General features: G+C 38.6%; 20 protein-coding genes. All 20 read right to left on the bottom strand.

Annotation, left to right across the window (positions count from 1 at the left end; all coding sequences use genetic code 11):
* Window positions 1–448 precede the first annotated feature (448 nt).
* The 20 genes from aroA to rpsA all read right to left on the bottom strand — a co-directional run bounded on the left by aroA (window position 449) and on the right by rpsA (window position 18,586).
* Window positions 449–1,738: a 3-phosphoshikimate 1-carboxyvinyltransferase gene (gene aroA, locus D3873_RS05665; protein ID WP_119884486.1), complete on the bottom strand. Its 1,290-nt coding sequence runs from the start codon at window positions 1,736–1,738 to the stop codon at window positions 449–451.
* A 33-nt stretch (window positions 1,739–1,771) separates the two neighbouring features.
* Window positions 1,772–2,863, bottom strand: coding sequence for a prephenate dehydrogenase (locus D3873_RS05660; RefSeq protein WP_119883134.1), 1,092 nt, complete (start codon window positions 2,861–2,863; stop codon window positions 1,772–1,774).
* Window positions 2,860–3,960 carry a histidinol-phosphate transaminase gene (gene hisC / locus D3873_RS05655; RefSeq protein ID WP_119883133.1) on the bottom strand — a complete coding sequence of 367 codons (1,101 nt, stop codon included), beginning with the start codon at window positions 3,958–3,960 and terminating at the stop codon, window positions 2,860–2,862. Before hisC ends, D3873_RS05660 begins: the two co-directional genes overlap by 4 nt.
* Window positions 3,961–3,973: 13 nt before the next feature.
* Window positions 3,974–4,336: a chorismate mutase gene (gene aroH / locus D3873_RS05650; RefSeq protein ID WP_119883132.1), complete on the bottom strand. Its 363-nt coding sequence runs from the start codon at window positions 4,334–4,336 to the stop codon at window positions 3,974–3,976.
* Window positions 4,329–5,438, bottom strand: a complete 1,110-nt coding sequence (aroB, locus tag D3873_RS05645; protein ID WP_162920144.1) for a 3-dehydroquinate synthase — start codon at window positions 5,436–5,438, stop codon at window positions 4,329–4,331. The genes aroH and aroB overlap by 8 nt, the downstream gene beginning before the upstream one ends.
* Window position 5,439: 1 nt before the next feature.
* The gene (gene aroC / locus D3873_RS05640; protein ID WP_119883130.1) at window positions 5,440–6,618 is read right to left on the bottom strand and encodes a chorismate synthase; all 1,179 of its coding nucleotides are present in this window, start codon (window positions 6,616–6,618) and stop codon (window positions 5,440–5,442) included.
* Window positions 6,619–6,741: 123 nt separating this feature from the next.
* Window positions 6,742–7,515: a CheR family methyltransferase gene (locus D3873_RS05635; RefSeq protein WP_119883129.1), complete on the bottom strand. Its 774-nt coding sequence runs from the start codon at window positions 7,513–7,515 to the stop codon at window positions 6,742–6,744.
* A 144-nt stretch (window positions 7,516–7,659) separates the two neighbouring features.
* Complete coding sequence (ndk, locus tag D3873_RS05630) at window positions 7,660–8,106, bottom strand: nucleoside-diphosphate kinase (RefSeq protein WP_119883128.1); 447 nt, start codon at window positions 8,104–8,106, stop codon at window positions 7,660–7,662.
* 83 nt (window positions 8,107–8,189) lie between these two features.
* A complete protein-coding gene (hepT, locus tag D3873_RS05625; protein WP_119883127.1) occupies window positions 8,190–9,164 on the bottom strand; it encodes a heptaprenyl diphosphate synthase component II in 975 nt (324 codons plus the stop codon).
* 17 nt (window positions 9,165–9,181) lie between these two features.
* A complete protein-coding gene (locus tag D3873_RS05620) occupies window positions 9,182–9,889 on the bottom strand; it encodes a demethylmenaquinone methyltransferase (protein WP_119883126.1) in 708 nt (235 codons plus the stop codon).
* Between the two features lie 15 nt (window positions 9,890–9,904).
* Window positions 9,905–10,678 (bottom strand): heptaprenyl diphosphate synthase component 1, encoded by a 774-nt coding sequence (locus D3873_RS05615; protein ID WP_162920143.1) that lies wholly within the window; start codon window positions 10,676–10,678, stop codon window positions 9,905–9,907.
* Window positions 10,679–10,761: 83 nt separating this feature from the next.
* Entirely contained in the window at window positions 10,762–10,983 is a 222-nt protein-coding gene (gene mtrB / locus D3873_RS05610) for a trp RNA-binding attenuation protein MtrB (RefSeq protein WP_119883124.1), read from the bottom strand.
* Window positions 10,984–10,993: 10 nt separating this feature from the next.
* Window positions 10,994–11,563 carry a GTP cyclohydrolase I FolE gene (folE, locus tag D3873_RS05605; RefSeq protein WP_119883123.1) on the bottom strand — a complete coding sequence of 190 codons (570 nt, stop codon included), beginning with the start codon at window positions 11,561–11,563 and terminating at the stop codon, window positions 10,994–10,996.
* 341 nt (window positions 11,564–11,904) lie between these two features.
* Window positions 11,905–12,177 (bottom strand): HU family DNA-binding protein, encoded by a 273-nt coding sequence (locus tag D3873_RS05600; protein WP_119883122.1) that lies wholly within the window; start codon window positions 12,175–12,177, stop codon window positions 11,905–11,907.
* A 173-nt stretch (window positions 12,178–12,350) separates the two neighbouring features.
* On the bottom strand, window positions 12,351–13,826 hold the full coding sequence (spoIVA, locus tag D3873_RS05595; protein WP_119883121.1) for a stage IV sporulation protein A: 1,476 nt from the start codon (window positions 13,824–13,826) through the stop codon (window positions 12,351–12,353).
* 72 nt (window positions 13,827–13,898) lie between these two features.
* The gene (locus D3873_RS05590) at window positions 13,899–14,549 is read right to left on the bottom strand and encodes a YphF family lipoprotein (protein WP_420799001.1); all 651 of its coding nucleotides are present in this window, start codon (window positions 14,547–14,549) and stop codon (window positions 13,899–13,901) included.
* A 65-nt stretch (window positions 14,550–14,614) separates the two neighbouring features.
* Window positions 14,615–14,815: a DUF2768 domain-containing protein gene (locus tag D3873_RS05585; protein ID WP_119883119.1), complete on the bottom strand. Its 201-nt coding sequence runs from the start codon at window positions 14,813–14,815 to the stop codon at window positions 14,615–14,617.
* A gap of 24 nt (window positions 14,816–14,839) precedes the next feature.
* A complete protein-coding gene (locus D3873_RS05580) occupies window positions 14,840–15,865 on the bottom strand; it encodes an NAD(P)H-dependent glycerol-3-phosphate dehydrogenase (protein ID WP_119884485.1) in 1,026 nt (341 codons plus the stop codon).
* 21 nt (window positions 15,866–15,886) lie between these two features.
* Window positions 15,887–17,197 carry a ribosome biogenesis GTPase Der gene (der, locus tag D3873_RS05575; RefSeq protein WP_119883118.1) on the bottom strand — a complete coding sequence of 437 codons (1,311 nt, stop codon included), beginning with the start codon at window positions 17,195–17,197 and terminating at the stop codon, window positions 15,887–15,889.
* Window positions 17,198–17,446: 249 nt separating this feature from the next.
* On the bottom strand, window positions 17,447–18,586 hold the full coding sequence (gene rpsA / locus D3873_RS05570; protein WP_119883117.1) for a 30S ribosomal protein S1: 1,140 nt from the start codon (window positions 18,584–18,586) through the stop codon (window positions 17,447–17,449).
* Window positions 18,587–18,608 lie beyond the last annotated feature (22 nt).

Here is an 18,608-nt window from a genome sequence, read left to right as displayed (position 1 = left end):
TTCTATGCCATCTTTCGATTTCCGAGAAGTTAAATGTGAATAGTGTATGAGTTGTGTAAAAAAATTTTCAAGAAAGAGGCTAGGATATAAACTAGTCTAAGCTCAAGAATGAAAATCTACCATTTTTATGTAGGATAATTTTATGAAGAAAGGATCAGACTTATTTGGTCGTTCTTCCACTGTTTCCTGATTAAAATGTCGAATGTGTAGGACAGGCGTGACTCCTGGGCGATCAGCACGAAACTTAAATCCATTCCCACAAACCAAGTCTAAGGGAATTAGTTGAGTTCGTGCCTCCTTACGGCCGAAACGAGGCGACATCCATGTAGCATTTCGGCATGTGAACATCCATGTTCTTGAAGGGTTCACCTGTCAAGTTTTCGACGAAATGAAAAAAGAGGCTGGGACAAATCATCCATTTGTCCCAGCCTCTTTCTTTAAGCTCACTCTATTTCGTTGTTAATTTTTCAATATGGTCAAAAAATGTTGGATAAGAGACATTTATACAATGATAATTGTCTATCGTAATTGGGTCACTACTTATAAGCGAAGCTATGCTGGCCATCATCGCAATTCGATGATCACCATATGTTTGAATGGTTCCTCCATGAAGAGGTGTAGGTCCTTCAATAATCATCCCATCTTCTGTCGCTTCAATAGTAGCTCCAAGTTTTTTTAGTTCCGTTACAACTGCATCGATTCGATTTGTTTCTTTTACTTTTAACTCTTCTGCATCCTTAATAATCGTTTTTCCTACTGCTTGCGTTGCCATTAATGCAATCACGGGAATTTCGTCGATTAATCTTGGAATGAACGAACCATCGATGGTTGTCCCAGTTAATGCACTATACTCAATAGAAATAGTTCCAACTGGCTCAGTCGAATGAACACTTTGAGGAGTTACCTTATACGTTGCATTCATCGCTTGAAGTATATCAAGGATCCCAGTCCTAGTATCATTTAATCCGACATTCTTAAGTTCAATCGAGCTATTGGGTGTAATAGCTCCTGCAACTAGAAAGAAAGCGGCAGATGAAATATCACCTGGTACTTCAATTGTTCTACCATGTAACTCTCCAGCGGGCTTTAAATGTATAGTATTATCTACCACCTTGATATCAACACCGAATTGCTCCATCATCTTTTCGGTGTGATCTCTCGTTTTAACATTTTCTTGTAAAACAGTTTCCGATTCACTATGAAGTCCAGCAAGTAAAATAGCAGATTTTACCTGAGCGGAAGCTACTGGCATCGTGTAGTTTATGCCTTGTAGTTTCGTTCCACTTATTGCTAGGGGAGTAAATTGTGCTTCTTCTCGGCCATGAATGATTGCTCCCATTTTTCGCAATGGATTCGTTACCCTTCCCATCGGTCGTTTCGAGATCGATTCGTCCCCTTTTATCACTGCAAAAATGGACGAGCCTGCAAGTAAACCAGTTAATAATCGTGTTGTTGTTCCGGAATTTCCCGTATCCAAGATTTCCGCGGGCTCTTTGAATGAATGAAACCCTTCGCTTGAAATGGTAACGGTCGTATCCTGTTGGTCAATTTGAACTCCGAGTTTTCGAAAACAATCGATGGTACTTAGACAATCAGCACCTGGTAGAAAATTCGACACGATGGTTTCCCCTTTCGCCACCGAGCCAAACATAATTGCTCTGTGTGAAATGGATTTGTCCCCTGGAATTTGAATGGACCCATTTAATGGTTCCGATAATGGATAGAGTGTTTTTTCCACATCTTTCACTCCCTAACTCTTCATACTATCTTTTTACGAAATATACGATTCATATGCAGTTTTCGTTTGAATAAGTTCCTGTGCACGTTGACGATCGGAAGCAGTTTGAAAACTTATCACAAAAATCCCATAAATATCTTCTCTGGCTTCTACAATTCGTAGGTTTGTTAAACTAATCATATGCTCAGCAAGTAAACCTGTTAGCTCTGAAATTACGCCTGGATAATCCGGAACATCGACAGATAAATCAAACGTACTGTAAAGTGCGCCTTGATTGGATATAGGCAACTCATCTCGAACTTGTTTTGCAGAAATAAAATAATCTTCCATATCGGAAGGTGATCCTTCAGAAAGCAACTTCTTCAACCGTTGCATCTCTTCTTCCCATTTTTGTAATTGTGACAACAGGATTTCTCTATTTTGTATCGTGATATCACGCCACATAATTGGATTACCAGAAGCGATACGTGTCGTATCCCGAAAACCTCCTGCAGCAATTTTCATTGCTACTGGATAATCAGACGCTTCATTTGCCAATCGATGTACGAGCGAGGTGGCAACCAAATGAGGGAAATGACTTACTAGAGCAGTCATCTCATCGTGTTGTTGTGCACTTGTGACCAAAACTTTCGCTTTCGTCGGTTCTAAAAGCTTTTTCATCGAGTGTATAAGAGATATATCATTCCCTAAAGGTGTAAGGATCATATAGGCATTTTCAAACAAATGTGCTTTAGATGCGCTTAGACCGCTTTTATGAGAACCTGCCATGGGATGGGCGCCAATGAACGTAATTCCGACAGTAGTAAGTTCTTGCGCTACTTTCATAATTTCTTTTTTTGTACTGCCTGTATCAGAAACAATCACATTTTCCTTTAATCTCCAAGACGGAATCAATCGCATAATTTCGATTGTTTTCTCCACAGGTGTTGCTAAAAAAAGATAGTCAACTGAATGGAAATCATCCTCACAGTTTAGTGCAATCTCGTCAATGATCTTTTTGTTTAACGCGTGTGAAAGACTCTCTTTTTTAACGTCAAAACCAATGACATAATTCTCGGAATTACGCTTTAAAGCTTTAGCAAGTGATCCTCCAATAAGACCAAGTCCAATAATTCCTATTTTCATAAACGGTCCTCATCCGCAAATAAGATGCCAGTTAAAGCATCTAAAAATGATGCATTCTGGTCATGCGTTCCAATGGTTATTCGTATATAGCCCGGGGTACCTAGTACATCCCCGCTTCGAATGATGAATCCTTTTGCCATTAGATCTTGGAATACTTCATCTGCCTTTTTAGGAACCTGTAACAAGACGAAGTTTGCTTCACTTGGGTATATATGAAGGTTATTTTTCTCTGCAAATGCTTCAAACAATTGAATTCCCTTTTTCGTTTCATTTCGAGTAACTTGTATAAAATGTTGATCTTGTAACGCATGCTGTGCGACATATTGACTGATCGTAGGACTGTTAAATGGTTCTCGCACTGGATCCAGCTTTTCGATTAACTCTTTATGCGCAATTCCGTAACCTACCCTGAAACTTGCTAATCCATATGCTTTTGAAAATGTTCTCAATACAAGTAAGTTGGAGAATGTCTTAAGTAATTCAATTGAATTTTCATAGGCATCATCGTGGATATAATCAAAATACGCCTCGTCAAGAACCACAAGGACATCCTTAGGTACTTGCATCAAAAAATGACGGAGATCTAAAGATGAAATTAGCGTACCTGTAGGATTATTAGGAGAGCATAACCAAATAACCGATGTATTCTCTTTAATCGAATGAAGCATTTTTTCTAGGTCATGCATCCCATTAAGTAGCGGGATCTCTATTATCTCTGCACCTTCAATCAATGCATTATGTCTATATTGAGGAAAAGATGGAGTGGGCATAATAGTGGAAGCATTAGAATGTAAAAGTGCACGTGAAACAATTCGTATTATTTCATCCGATCCATTACCTATCATTAATTGATCCATGTTAACATGCAAATGCTCGCTTAAGGCCTTTTTTAGTGAGTAAGCATACCCATCTGGATATATAGCTGCAGAAAGTGGATATTGATCCATCGCCTCGTTTACGCGTGTAGAACATCCATATGGATTTTCATTTGACGCTAATTTTACGACAGTCTTTAAATCCCATATTTTTTTAACATCTTCTGCTGATTTCCCAGGTTGGTATGCTTTCATTCCTAAAAGCTGTTGCTTCCATTTCATTAATTCCTCACTCCTAACTAGATAGATCTGGTCTTAACCCAATTGCCTCATTTAAATAAATATGGTGTATGTGTTCTTGTGATACGGATGTATTTACATGCATTAACACACGAATACAGTGTGGCAAAGATCCCGAAACGACCATTTCATGTGTACACATAACAGGTACATATTTCCACCCTTCAATCGATCGGACAGCTTTTGCTGGAAACCCACTACAAATATCGGTTGTCGTCGAAATAATAACAGAGGCAACTTCATCAGGATCCACGTGGTTTACTCGGACCATTTCGAGCACAAGTTTTTCCGTTTCAATTAATAGTTCCTCCAGATGATCACCGGTAATAGTAGTTGCTCCGCGAATTCCTCTAATCATTAGCAACCTCCTCTATTAATTGTTGGAATAGATGATATGCATGGAGCAATAGTTTTTTTTCAATTGTTTCAACGACAGGATTTCCAATTGTGTGAAGTAAAACGAATTGAATTCCTGTTTTCGTCGCTTTCTTATCACGCACCATTAGTTCGTAATAGTTTTCAAATGGCACAGAGGAGACTTTGTTCAAAGGATATCCTAATGAATGTATAAAAGTTATTTTTTCTTTAACAAGTTGATGGGGTATGAATCCTTTTTCTGCACTTATAAGAAGGTCGAACAGGATACCAATAGCTACCGCTTCACCATGCGAAATCTCAGAATATCCGATACCCTTTTCTAATGCATGCGAAAAGGTATGACCAAAATTTAAATACTTTCGTTCATGTCGTTCAAAAACATCTCGTTCTACAATAGAGACTTTTACTTGTATTCCTTTTGTTAGCTCTGCCACCCAAGGAATAGATCTCCAACTATTCTGGAGAACGGAAATTTCAAGTTCTTGCAGCCAATTTGCATCACTTAACCAAGCATGCTTCCATAACTCGGCAAAGCCTGATCGAAATTCTTTTTCGCTCAACGTGTCAAAGAAAGAACTATCATACAACACAGCTATAGGTTGATGAAAAGCACCAAGCAAATTTTTTCCAAGTGAATGATTAATTGCTGTTTTTCCACCAACAGAACTGTCATGTGCTAGAACGGTTGTAGGCATCTGGCAATAATCTACTCCTCGTAAAAACGTTGCGGCAATAAACCCTACAACATCACCGCAAGCTCCACCGCCGAAAGCTACTAACAACGTATTTCGGTTGCAATTTTGCTGCAGTAAAAACGTTTGGACTTCTTCCCATACATCTATTGACTTGGAAGATTCTCCTGCTGGTATTGGTTTAACCAAATAATTTTCGAGACCATTCATTGTCATCGCCTCTCGAAAATAATGCTCATGCAATTGCCATACATGTTCATCAGGTATAACAACGATTTGATCATATTGTCGCCAAGATTCTCGATATCCTTTTAGCATCTCGGCAAGTTCATTATGTGCTAGTAAAATGTCATACGAACTACTTTGTAAGGAAACATGAATCTTCTGCATCTTAAAACTCCTTTGCAAAATCTCGTTGACCCTGCACATGTTGTCTCAGTTGATCAATACGACTAGCTGGAAATTCGGCAAGTATGGCAGAAGCAATTTCCCAAGCAATTACATGTTCTGCAACGACAGAAGCAGCAGGAACAGCACAACTATCAGAACGTTCGATACTTGCTTTAAAATTTTCTTTCGTCTCGATGTCAACACTTTGTAGGGGCTTGTAGAGTGTGGGAATCGGCTTCATGACACCTTTGATCACGATTGGCATTCCTGTTGTCATCCCGCCTTCGATTCCACCTAATCGGTTAGTACTTCTCGTGTAACCCTTCTCTTGGTCCCATTTGATTTCGTCATGAACTTGACTTCCAGGAAGATGTGCCATGTCAAAACCTATACCAAATTCCACACCTTTAAAGGCATTAATACTCATCATTGCCATTGCGAGCTTTCCATCAATTTTGCGATCGTAATGAACATAACTACCAACACCTGGAGGACAACCTGTTACCACTACTTCCACTATACCGCCAATGGAATCTCCATTTTTTTTCGTCTCATCAATCAATTCGACCATTTCTTTACTTGCTTCTTCATCCAAGCAATATACAGGATTTTCCTTTATTGCTTTCTTCACTTCGTCCGGTTGCATGTTGCTAACGTCAACTGCGTTCGCTTGAATTCCTCCAATTTCTTTCACATGTCCAATGACTTCAATACCTAACTCCTTTAACAAAATTTTCGCTACTGCCCCTGCCGCAACGCGAACGGTCGTTTCTCTTGCGGAAGAACGTTCTAATACATTCCGTAAGTCTCGATGTCCATACTTGATTCCACCAACTAAATCCGCATGACCTGGTCTAGGACGTGAAATTTGTCGTTTAACTTCTGATTCATCAAATGGTTCCAGGGATTCTATTCCCATAATTTTTGTCCAATGCTTCCAATCATCATTTACCACACGCAAACACACTGGTGAGCCTAATGTCTTGCCGTGTCGAATTCCAGCAGTCACTTCAACCGTATCCGTTTCGATTTGCATCCTTCTGCCACGTCCATGTCCACCTTGTCTTCTGCGTAAATCGTCATTAATTCTAGAGACATCGACATTTAGACCGGCGGGTAATCCTTCAATAATCGTAGTCAGTTCTGGTCCATGGGACTCTCCAGCTGTTAAATATCTCATACACTTTTCCCCTTCAACGCGCTAAAGTATTTTGTTACTATATCATAAACTGCAAAAAAAGCCAAAGTCAATTGAATGTACAAAAACTGTCCTTCGAAAAGGACAGTTCTACAGTATGGCGAGTCAGTTGCTCTTTCGATAGAAAAATGTATCTTCATTTTCTAATCCATATTTAGATGGGGAAAATATTTGTTCAGTACTGCCTACAAATAAAATGCCATCCTTTCGCAATGCTTTACCAAAATTAGTATAGATTTGATCTTTCGCATCTTCCGTGAAATAGATCATGACATTCCTGCAGACGATTAAATCGAAGTTAGTTCCATAATCATCTTTTAACAAGTTATGTTTTTTAAAAGTGACCGTTCTTTTTATCTCATCTTTCACATGAAAGAAAACACCTTGTTGGTCGAAATATTTCTCTTTCATCTCCACAGGCACTTCTGATAATGAACGCTCTGGATAAATGCCAATTTTGGCTTTACTTAAGACTATTTCGTCTAAATCAGTTGCTAATATGTCAATTTGACTCAATGGGATGTGTTTAGAGAGAACCATTGCAAGAGAGTAAGGTTCTTCTCCTGTTGAGCAAGCTGCACTCCAAATTTTTAATTTCTTATTCTTTTCCAGAAGTTTTGGAAAAATTTTTTGATCCAGAACTTCCCATCTCTTCCCATTTCGATAAAATTCGGAAACGTTTATGGTCATTCGATCAAAAAACTCTTCTAATAATTCCTGACTTTGATTAATCGCATGAAAGTATTCTTCAAAATTTGCATAGCCCTTTTTTTCATAAAGCGATGTTAATCGACGCTTCATTTGAGCTTCTTTATATAACTGAAGATCAATACCCGTCTTCCGTTTTATTTGATCAATAAATTTTATGTAATCTGTCATCTCGTTTCAACCCCTTGGCATCAATAGGTTAAGTATACCGTATGTTTTAAATTACTGGAACAAACATTCCACGTAAAACAAAAAAACTGCAACACACGATTCTCTTAAAGAAAATCAGTTGTGCTGCAGCGTCTATTTTACTAATTAGTTAACCCAGTTGTTTGAATCTTTTGCGTAAGAAATAAGTTCTTCTTCTTTGAAGAATAATCCGATTTCTCGTACTGCACTTTCAGGAGAGTCAGAACCGTGAATGATATTTTTTCCAACCGTTACAGCAAAGTCTCCACGAATTGTTCCTGGAGCAGATTCTTTTGGATTAGTTGCACCCATCATTAAACGAGCAGTTGAGATTACATTTTCGCCTTCCCAAACCATCGCAAAAACAGGACCAGAAGTAATGAAATCTACTAGTTCACCAAAGAACGGACGCTCTTTATGCTCACCATAATGCTCTCCAGCTAATTCAGGAGAAATTTGCATTAATTTTGCTCCAACTAAATGAAACCCCTTTTTCTCAAAACGTGCCACGATTTCTCCAATCATATTACGTTGAACACCGTCAGGTTTAACCATTAAAAAAGTTCTTTCCATCGATATCATTCCTTCCCATACATTCTTCGGATTTTATCCGCCAAAAAAATACTACCACTCTCCATAGGAGAGTACAAGAAAAATCAAAACTTTCTCTTACCTATATACAACGCAATTTCCGTTAAAGAGGCTTTAGCTGGTACATCTGGCAAATATTCTAATTCTTGTAATGCCTTTTCCAAGTATAAATTACTTATTTGCTTGGCATGCGTGATCGCTTCTGACTGTCGAATGCGATCGATTAAATTTTTTACTTCCTTCGGATTCATTTCACCTTCCATTACGTTGATAATATCCCGAAGGTAACTTGGATCTTCCTTCAAACATAATATAGGTAGTGTAATGTTTCCTTGCAACAAATCACTACCAGCAGGCTTTCCTAATTGTTTTTCGGTAGCTGTAAAATCCAACAAATCATCTGTAATTTGAAAAGACATTCCAACGAAATAACCAAACTTTTTTAAATGATGTACTGTTTTCGAATCTGCCCCAGCTACCACAGCGCCAATTTGACAACTAGTCGAAATCAATAGTGCAGTTTTACGCTTTATCCGACGTAAATAATCACGGAAATTTTGATCAATTCGTTTTTTGTCTTCAATTTGAATAATCTCACCGACACAAATATCTAACATACACTTCGCCAACACTTCATGTGCTTTTTGATTCGATATTTTAGTCATATATTCTAATGCCCTTGCAAACATAAAATCTCCGGTATACATAGCTACACGATTATTCCATTGTGCCTTAACGGTTTCTCGCCCTCTACGGACATTCGCATCATCGATCACATCATCATGTACTAGTGAAGCCATATGTATCAGTTCAAGCGGCACCGCTATATTTTTCATTTGTTCTAAAGAATAATGACCGAACTTAGCCGCAAGCAAAACAAAGACTGGTCGGATCCGCTTTCCACCTGCTAAAAGTAAGTGTAAAGAGGCCTCCTCTAATAAAGGAGAGCGGGAGTCAAGTGCATATTTAAGTTCTTTTTCAATAGCCACTAGATCACTTTTGAGATCTGAGTAGAGCATTTTAAACTTCAACTTTTCCAAACCTAGCCCATCCTAACCTAAATTTCGCTTTGTTTATACCCAATGTGACGCGCTGCAGCACCACCACTATATTTTTTTACTTCTATTTTTTCATATCCTGCTGTCTCCATTAACTTTGCAAGCTCTTTAGGGCCAGGAAAGTTTTTTGCAGATTCTTGTAACCAGGAATATTCTTGATAACTTTTTGCAAAAAGTTTTCCAAACATCGGCATGATAAAACGGAAGTAAAATCGAAATAGCTGTTTGTAAACCGGAATCTCCGATTGAGATGTCTCCAAACACACAAACATACCGCCGGGTTTTAACACACGATGCATTTCCTTCAATACTTGTAAATAGTCCGGAACATTCCGTAAGCCAAAACCGATCGTGGCAAAGTCGAATGAGTTGTCTTCATACGGTAATGCCATTGCATTGCCATGCACAAGGGTGACCTGTTCAAACTCTTTCACTTTTTCTTGACCGACAGCTAACATATTTTGACTAAAATCTAACCCAATTACTTTGCCTGTTGAACCAGTATCTTTCGCAAGAGCTACTGTCCAATCAGCCGTACCACAACAAACATCAATCGCGTGGCTACCTTTTTGAACGTTCATTCTTTCCATTGTATCTTCTCGCCATTTTTTATGTTGTTGGAAGCTAATCACTGAGTTCATCTTATCGTAGTCTGTTGAAATTTTCTCAAAGACTTCGTGCACTTTCTCTTCTTTTGATTTGGACATAAAAAGTCCTCCCTACTACCGTATATCAGCCGAATAATGGTGTAACAGATTGTTTCTTACAAAGTTCATCGCACCTACTGGAGCGGAATTTAAATTAGATATTAAGTCTTGTACATCCTTCTCTACTTTGTCTAATGCTTGAAAGAAAAGATCTTTACTTGAAATACTAGACGCTGGTGTGTGTACTTTATGTAAAAAGATTTCACTCCAGTTCGATAAACTGCTTTCGTTCCAATGGTTTAACGTTTTCTGTCCAACATGCAAAATGAGTCCGTTTTCCATTAGAGAGATCAGGTTTTCTTCCCCATAATATTCATAGTACTGACGAAAGGACAACGTCTCGATTATCGTCAAATTGCGCATCCAATGATCGAAAGACAACATTTTTCGATCATAGAAGTCTGCCTTCTTTTCACTAATCGAAACAATACCAGTAGATAGAAGTTGAATAAGTTCAATATCACCAGTCTTAGCTAACAATTGATAATACATCCCGCTATAAAAATCACCGGCTAAAACGGTCAGCTGCTGATCTTTTGAAATTTCCTCTTGCTCATATATATCATCGTGTGCCGTTAATGCACTTTGGATAAGCGCAACAGCTTGTGCTGCCTCTTCTTGCCCTTCTTTCCATTTCCCATTCACAAAAAAAGGTAAAAGCAAAAAAAACAGGCGAACGTCATCAAGCTTCGGTTGGCCTGTATATGTTAAAAGTGTTTTATGATGAACTAATCGCAAACACCGCTCTTTAAATGTTTTAATCGAATCTATAATAAATTGATCACTCATAATACGTGCTCCATTTCGCAGGTTATACCGACTTGTCATGTGTCATTATAGCATAGCACGTATCAATCATCACGAAAATGTGCCTATTTTTTCGAGTCACTTAAAACCGTACCGTGTGCCGAAACGATCTCCGCTTTTCCTCTAATTTTCATCGCAGAAGTATGCTCTGTAAATTGAGCAATCATCACTTCACCTTTGTCTAGTTTCTCGGAATGGTGAAATTTCGTATCCGTTCCTCTAGTCAATCCAATGACATGTACACCATCTTCTTCTGCTTTAATCATAATAAATTCTTTCTCCGTCATAGAATTCCCCTCACTTCATTTGAATAAATTGCATAATTTCATTTCGTTTGACAGCATCTGTTTCATAAATCCCTCTTGAAACAGCAGTTACAGTTTTTGCTCCAGGCTTTTTAATACCTCTCATCGTCATACACATATGTTCCGCTTCTACAATGACATACACACCTTTAGGCGATAACATTTCTGTCATCACATCAGCGATGGTGGAAGTAATTCGCTCTTGAAGTTGAGGGCGTCTCGCAGTAGAAGCAACAGCTCGCGCTAGCTTACTTAAACCTGCTACCACACCATTTTGTGGAATGTATGCTACATGAGCTTTTCCAAAAAAAGGAACTAAATGATGCTCGCACATAGAGTGGAAAGGAATATCCTTTACTAACACAACTTCTTCATGATCTTCATGAAAAACTGTCGTGAAATATTCTCTTGGGTCTTCCTCTACTCCTCCGATTACTTCTTCATACATTTTCGCCGCTCGTTTCGGCGTCTCAAGTAAACCCTCCCGCTTAGGATCTTCACCAATCGCTTCCAAAATCATTTTAATTGCTTCTTCTATTTTTGCTTTATCTACATTCGACATTATTTGCCCCCTACAGTACCTTTTCCAAACTAACAAAATAGTAGCACACAGAAGCCCCCCTCGCTAGTTAAAGTACCCGATATCCAGAAACAATTCATCCTAACGTTGAAAGTATTTATGGGAATGTTGGAAGTATAATTCGTTCCGTTCTGCCCCACTTTTCAATTGTTCATTTAGTAAATAATATGTAAGTGATTCATTTCTCTTTGATGAGGTTAGCAGAAACAATCAATTCGACAATTTGTATATTTTATAGTTTTCTTCTGTATCAACAATCTCAAAAAAAAAAGAACGACTTTTGCCATAATAGCAAAAGTCGTTCTATGTACGTTGGACGCGAATTATTTTACTGCGTCTTTAAGTGCTTTACCTGGTTTGAAAGCAGGTACCTTGCTTGCAGCGATTTCGATTTCTTTACCTGTTTGTGGGTTGCGACCTTTACGAGCAGCACGTTCACGAACTTCAAAGTTACCAAAACCAATTAGCTGAATTTTGTCACCCTTTGAAAGAGCACCTTGAATTGTATCAAATACAGCATCAACTGCTTTAGAAGCGTCTTTTTTAGAAAGACCTGCAGCTTCAGCTACAGAGTTCACTAATTCTGTTTTATTCACACCATTCACCTCCTCTCAAAGGGGATGGAACTTCAATCATGTAAAAAGAGTATCACAACGAAAAAGCCTATGCAACAGTATTTATCAGACTATTTCAAGAATCTTGGAAATAATTTCATTTTCAATAAAATAACAGGACTTTCCGCTCATAAAACGGAGGTCCTGTTCATTGTTTAAAGTATAAATGCAATCATACCGCGTTCTCCGTCATTTGTCATTCGCTCAATTGTTTCTCGCATTCTGCGTTTAGACAAAGAAGAAATGGAGTCCACTTTGAATTTCATACTTTCTGTTAGCATTTTGTGTAATGGTGTTCCAAAAAGGGATGTTTCCCAAAGTTCTTCCCGATCATTTTGATAGGCATTTTGTAATTCGGTTAGAAGCTGTTTACTATGAAATTCTGATCCTATTAATGGGGAAAATTCTGCATCGAGATCGATCCGTATGACATGATAAGTTGCAGCTTTAGCCTTCATTTTCACTCCGAAAAATTGGTTTTGCTTGACCAATTCAGGCATGCTAGGATCAAAATCCTCTTTCTTCGGTATGGTGACTCCGTACCCTTTTGTTTTAGCATCTTCTAATGCTTGCGAAAAGGAGTCGAACTGTCTTTTCCGTTTAGATGATTCCTGTAAGAAGAGCAACCAATCTTTTTTTGTTTCAATCGAATGATCTAAATAGGAATCACATACGTGTTGATAATAGCTTTCTTCAATGGTTAACTGTAAGCTTGCTATTCCCTTACCAGGTAATATTTCCATTAATTCGGCCTGTTCAATGAAGTCATAGTGCATTAACGCTTCCGCTATCCGCTGTACGTCACGGATTTTTTGCACTTGATTAATACTTTCTTGAATAGCATCACTTAAAGAATGCTTCATCGGATGGCTATCATCTAAAATATCGATCCAATCAGGTGTATTCATTTCCACATCGAAAACCGGAAATTCAAACAAACATTCTTTTAAAATGTCTTGGAGCATTCCTTCCGACATATCTTTGACGCTTGTAGGAATGACAGGGACATTATAGCTTGCTCGCATTTCTTCCGCTAAAGCTAACGTATCTGCGTGGTATGGATTTTCACTATTTAATACGACAACAAACGGTTTTCCTATAGATTGAAGGGTCGCTATCATTTCATCTTCAACTGGTTGTAATTGGTGTCTTGTGATCCCGTTAACCGTGCCATCAGTTGTCACGAATATTCCTAATGTGGAATGATCTCGAATAACTTTGTCCGTGCCAATTCTAGCTGCTTTCTCAAATGGAATTGGCTGAGAATCCCAAGGAGTTTGTACATATCGTGGACCGTTCTCATCTTCGTGCCCTTTCACGCCTTCAATTAAATACCCGACGCAATCAACAAAGCGAACTTGAAACGATATAGAGCTTTCTGCTAAATGCACTCGTGTACCTTGCGCAGGTACAAATTTGGGTTCGGCTGTCATAATTGCTGGCCCTGCCGAACTTTGAGGCAATTCATCAATTGCCCGTCGACGATCATCCTCCGTTTGAAGGTTTGGAATCACGACCTTTTCCATCAATTGTTTTACAAACGTTGATTTCCCTACACGTACTGGCCCTACTACTCCAATATACATATCTCCATTTGTTCTTTCAGCTAACTGAGAATAAACTGAATCCATCCAAAATTCCCCCTTTTCATCGCACTTCACTATATGCGAAAAAAAAACACTTCATGCAAAAGACATGAAGTGTTAAGGGTTTAGATTAAAAATCGGTTCATTTTTTTCATTCACTGTATAAGGTAGAGAATACGCTGGTAAAATAGGATATTTCTCTACTAAAAGAGCACGAATATCCTCGCCTTGCTTAGGAGTTAAATTTTCTTCTTGGATCAATTTATTTAATTCAATCGAGTAGTCCACATATAGTTTACCGTCACCTGTTGCAATGATTGGCAAATGAACGTCTGAGTATGGACTTTTCACTGTCTGTTCTTCCTTGTATCCCATCACAGAAAAATCAAGCGTATAGACATTTGGTGCGATTTCATCTTTGATCGGACCGTATCCATTTACGCCAAGTTTAATATTCAATTCTCGAAGTTTTTCTGCCATTCGAAGATCTACTAATTTCACAGTTGGATTTTCTTCGACGTCCATTAATACGTATTGATAGATTCCACCTGTTTCAAACGCGTTACCAGGTAACTCTGGAAGATATCTCGGAACGAGTTTTTCAAAATCTATCGGATATTTAATGTATTGATCGACATCTTGATCCCTCGTTTTGATTGGCAATAAACCACTAGAATCTGTTTGAAATGAGTCGACTGCTTCTTGTACTAATTTAAGTTGCGCATCATATGGAATTTGGTTTTCCGCTCTTTCAGAACTAGGATACATGCAACCGCTTAAGAGAAGCAGGAGTGGAAGAATAATTCCTGCAATTTTTGATAATTTCACTTCTGTCACCTTCCAGTCGGACCGCTAAAAACGACATACACCATCGTCAAAAACCCACTTATCAATAAGATGTATGCAATGATTGCAAAAACAAATTTCACAAATTTGTTGGATATTTTGTAGCGACTAAAATATATTAACCCCATGGAAATTAACATAAACCCCATAGAGGCAAAAGATACCCACATTTTCCCAAGCGATGTCATGATGTCTCACTCCCATTTTTCTCTCTATTCATGACCTTCGTATAAATCTTCCATTTCATGTTTTTTCGAACGTTCCATGAGAGAATCTACGGCAGTCTTTGGATCTTCATTTTCAAATAAAACATGATAAAGGGCAGTCGAAATAGGCATCGGCACATGATAGTGATTGGAAAGTTGATAAGCCGCTTTTGTCGTACGCACGCCTTCCACGACCATTCCGATTTCTTCAAGTACTTGCTCTAATTTGTATCCTTTACCAAGTAAATTTCCCGCCCGCCAGTTACGGGAATGCACGCTTGTACATGTTGCTATTAAATCTCCTATACCTGAAAGTCCCGAAAATGTTCTCGGATTCGCTCCCATTTTATCTCCTAATCGCGTAATCTCTGTTAAGCCACGGGTAATTAACGCGGCTTTCGCATTATCTCCATAACCTAAACCTGCTAATACTCCCGCTGCTAAGCCGATCACATTTTTTAATGCGCCACCTATCTCGACACCAATTACATCGCTACTTGAATACACACGGAAATAAGATCTCATGAATAAATCTTGCACTTTTTCTGCATAGGTCAAATCTCTGCATGCAGCGGTTACAGTAGTTGGATGCTGTAAAACAACTTCTTCGGCATGACTCGGGCCACTAAGCACAACTATTTCTTGTAAGTTACTAGGGCTTATTTCTTCTTCAATCATTTCCGAAATTCGTTTAAATGTATCGGGCTCAATCCCTTTTGAAACATGGATGATTAGCGCTGGATTCGATAAATAGTCATTGATCGTTGCACAAACTTCTCGAATCCCTTTAGTCGGAACAGCCAACACGATCGTTTGAGAATGTTCTATCGCTTCTTTTAAATCAGAAGTTGCTCTCAAGTTTGTTGGCAGGGTAGTTTCAGGTAGATATTTTTTATTGGTATGGTTCTGGGTTATTTCTATAGCCTGGTCAGCTCGATGGGACCATAACAAACAATCATGATTATTTTCTGCTAATACGATTGCTAATGCCGTTCCCCAGCTCCCTGCTCCTAAAACAGTAATCTTTTCCATCGTCACATTCCTTTCCACTTACTACGTTCTAGCACGTGTAATGATACGGATTGGTGTTCCTTCGAAATCGAATGACTCACGAATTCGATTTTCTAAGAAACGTTCGTAAGAAAAGTGCATGAGCTCTGGATCATTAACGAAGACAACAAAAGTGGGCGGTTTAATCGCAACTTGAGTTGCATAGTAAATGCGCAGTCTTCTGCCTTTATCGGATGGTGCAGGATTTCTAGCTACCGCATCCTCGATCACTTCATTCAACAAGCTAGATTGTACACGCATCGAGTGGTTTTCACTTACACGGTTGATAACAGGCAAGATTTGGTGGACACGCTGCTTTGTTTTAGCACTAACAAATAGAATAGGCGCATAGTCCAAAAATAAGAAGTGTTCCCGAATCCGTTTTGTATATTCGTTCATTGTTTTCTCATCTTTTTCTACAGCATCCCATTTATTTACAACAATAATAACTGCTTTACCTGCTTCATGAGCATAACCAGCAATTTTTTTATCTTGTTCTTGAATTCCTTCTTCCCCATTTAAAACGACAAGAACCACATCAGATCGCTCAATCGCTCTCAATGCTCGAAGGACACTGTATTTCTCAGTCGACTCATATATTTTTCCGCGCTTACGCATCCCTGCTGTATCGATAATGACGTAGGGCTGCCCATCGTATTCATAAGGAGAGTCAATCGCATCACGAGTTGTACCCGCGACTTCACTTACAATGACTCGATCATTTCCTAAGAAACTGTTTACTAAGGAGGATTTCCCAGCATTAGGGCGGCCAATTAAGGAGAACTTGATGACATCATCTGGATAAACTTCTTCATCTTCTTGTGGGAAATTCTTTGCCACTTCATCCAACAAGTCCCCTAATCCTAGACCATGCGACCCTGAGATGGGAAATGGTTCGCCAAATCCAAGAGAATAGAAATCATAAATCATTTCTCGCATATCTGGATTATCAATTTTATTAACGGCTAGTACAATTGGCTTTTTTGTTTTATAGAGTATCTTTGCCACTTGTTCATCTGCAGTCGTGACACTTTCTCGACCATTCACAAGGAAAATAATAACGTCCGCTTCTTCAATCGCAATCTCGGCTTGAGAACGAATTTGCTCAAGAAATGGCTCATCACCAATTTCAATACCTCCAGTATCAATGATATTAAATTCGTGTGTTAACCAATCTGCTGAGCTATAAATGCGGTCACGCGTTACTCCTGGAATATCTTCCACGATGGAGATTCTTTCTCCAACTATTCGATTAAAAATCGTCGATTTACCAACATTTGGCCTTCCTACGATTGCTACTACTGGTTTTGACATACTAAACATCCTTCCAACTTCTTCTTTAACGTATTATACATGAATTGGGCTTTCAACGTAGATAAAAACATAGGAAATGAAAAATCATTCATTGATTTGACATATCTTTTTATTATTTATTGCCATTAGACGTGGATTTTTTCCGTAGAAATCAAAAGGGATAAGAATTTGAGGAGAATTTTGGATAAAATTTATTGAACTCGTTCCACAAAAAGAAAACGAACTAGAAATAATCTAGTCCGTCATGTATTATTTAAACCCTTTTAATTTATCCCCAATTACATCACTAATGGAGAAACCAGAATTTTCTTCTGGCAATTCGTACTTCTCAATTGCTTTACGTTCAGTGTCTTCTTGTAGTTCTTTAATACTTAAAGAGAGACGTTTTTCCGCTTTATTCACATCAAGCACTTTTACAGTGACTTCCTCATTCTCTTTCAACACTTCGTGAGGTGTTCCAATATGAGAATGGGAAATTTGGGAGATGTGGACCAATCCTTCCACTCCTGGAAATACTTCTACAAAGGCACCATACGTTACTAATCGCTTCACTTTTCCAGTTAACGTAGAGCCTATTGGTGCTTTTTCTTCGATTGTATCCCATGGTCCAGGTTGCGTTTCTTTAATGGACAGAGAGATTCGTTCATTGTCTCGATCAATTGATAACACTTTTACAGAAACTTCTTGCCCTTCTTTCACAACCTCTGAGACCGATTCTACATGATTGTGAGAAAGCTGAGAAATATGGACTAATCCATCAACTCCACCTAAATCAACGAAAGCTCCAAATGTTGCAATACGTTGGACTTTCCCTTTAAGCACATCTCCGGCTTGAATAGTTTGCAGAACTGTTTGTTTGTGAGAAGCCTTCTCTGTTTCGACAACTGCTCGATGGGATAGAATAAGTCGGTTCTTATCTTTTTCCATTTCGACAATTTTAAATGCCAATGTTTTCCCTTTATAATCATCGAATGATTCAACGAAATGGTCCTCGACAAGAGATGCAGGAACAAATCCTCTAACTCCTAAGTCAACGACTAACCCGCCTTTCACGACATCCTTTACTTCAGCATCGAATACTTCACCAGAATGGAATTTTTCTTCTAATTCTTTCCAAGCATCTTCCGCATCCACTTTACGTTTAGATAGGACATAATTATCATCTTCTACCTTAGTAATGATCAGTTGAAGTTCGTCTCCTACATTCACAACATCTGATGCTTTTTCGATATGTAGGCTCGATAATTCGCTAATAGGGATGACGCCATCGAAAGGAGCACCTTCAATAGAAACAATGACGGCTTTTTCGTCAACTTGTGCAACCTTCCCTTTTACGAGACTTCCTTCTTGGAAATCTTGTTGTTCGTTCAAGTTCATTTCCTCTGACATATAGCATCCTCCTTCAAACGTT

The sequence above is a fragment of the Paenisporosarcina cavernae genome, from assembly GCF_003595195.1.
GTDB lineage: Bacteria > Bacillota > Bacilli > Bacillales_A > Planococcaceae > Paenisporosarcina > Paenisporosarcina cavernae.
Note: the sequence above shows the minus strand (reverse complement) of the source record. Positions and strands in the feature narration are given on the sequence as shown.

Coding starts and splice junctions, on each gene's coding strand:
- D3873_RS05660 (WP_119883134.1), bottom strand. CDS start 2,863: ATGAAAATAGGAATTATTGGACTTGGTCTTATTGGAGGATCACTTGCT.
- D3873_RS05580 (WP_119884485.1), bottom strand. CDS start 15,865: ATGGAAAAGATTACTGTTTTAGGAGCAGGGAGCTGGGGAACGGCATTA.
- D3873_RS05590 (WP_420799001.1), bottom strand. CDS start 14,549: ATGTATCCTAGTTCTGAAAGAGCGGAAAACCAAATTCCATATGATGCG.
- hisC (WP_119883133.1), bottom strand. CDS start 3,960: ATGAAATGGAAGCAACAGCTTTTAGGAATGAAAGCATACCAACCTGGG.
- rpsA (WP_119883117.1), bottom strand. CDS start 18,586: ATGTCAGAGGAAATGAACTTGAACGAACAACAAGATTTCCAAGAAGGA.
- der (WP_119883118.1), bottom strand. CDS start 17,197: ATGTCAAAACCAGTAGTAGCAATCGTAGGAAGGCCAAATGTTGGTAAA.
- D3873_RS05620 (WP_119883126.1), bottom strand. CDS start 9,889: ATGTCCAAATCAAAAGAAGAGAAAGTGCACGAAGTCTTTGAGAAAATT.
- ndk (WP_119883128.1), bottom strand. CDS start 8,106: ATGGAAAGAACTTTTTTAATGGTTAAACCTGACGGTGTTCAACGTAAT.
- D3873_RS05585 (WP_119883119.1), bottom strand. CDS start 14,815: ATGACATCGCTTGGGAAAATGTGGGTATCTTTTGCCTCTATGGGGTTT.
- D3873_RS05615 (WP_162920143.1), bottom strand. CDS start 10,678: ATGAGTGATCAATTTATTATAGATTCGATTAAAACATTTAAAGAGCGG.
- aroH (WP_119883132.1), bottom strand. CDS start 4,336: ATGATTAGAGGAATTCGCGGAGCAACTACTATTACCGGTGATCATCTG.
- spoIVA (WP_119883121.1), bottom strand. CDS start 13,826: ATGGATTCAGTTTATTCTCAGTTAGCTGAAAGAACAAATGGAGATATG.
- aroB (WP_162920144.1), bottom strand. CDS start 5,438: ATGCAGAAGATTCATGTTTCCTTACAAAGTAGTTCGTATGACATTTTA.
- D3873_RS05635 (WP_119883129.1), bottom strand. CDS start 7,515: ATGACAGATTACATAAAATTTATTGATCAAATAAAACGGAAGACGGGT.
- folE (WP_119883123.1), bottom strand. CDS start 11,563: ATGTCGAATGTAGATAAAGCAAAAATAGAAGAAGCAATTAAAATGATT.
- aroC (WP_119883130.1), bottom strand. CDS start 6,618: ATGAGATATTTAACAGCTGGAGAGTCCCATGGACCAGAACTGACTACG.
- mtrB (WP_119883124.1), bottom strand. CDS start 10,983: ATGACGGAGAAAGAATTTATTATGATTAAAGCAGAAGAAGATGGTGTA.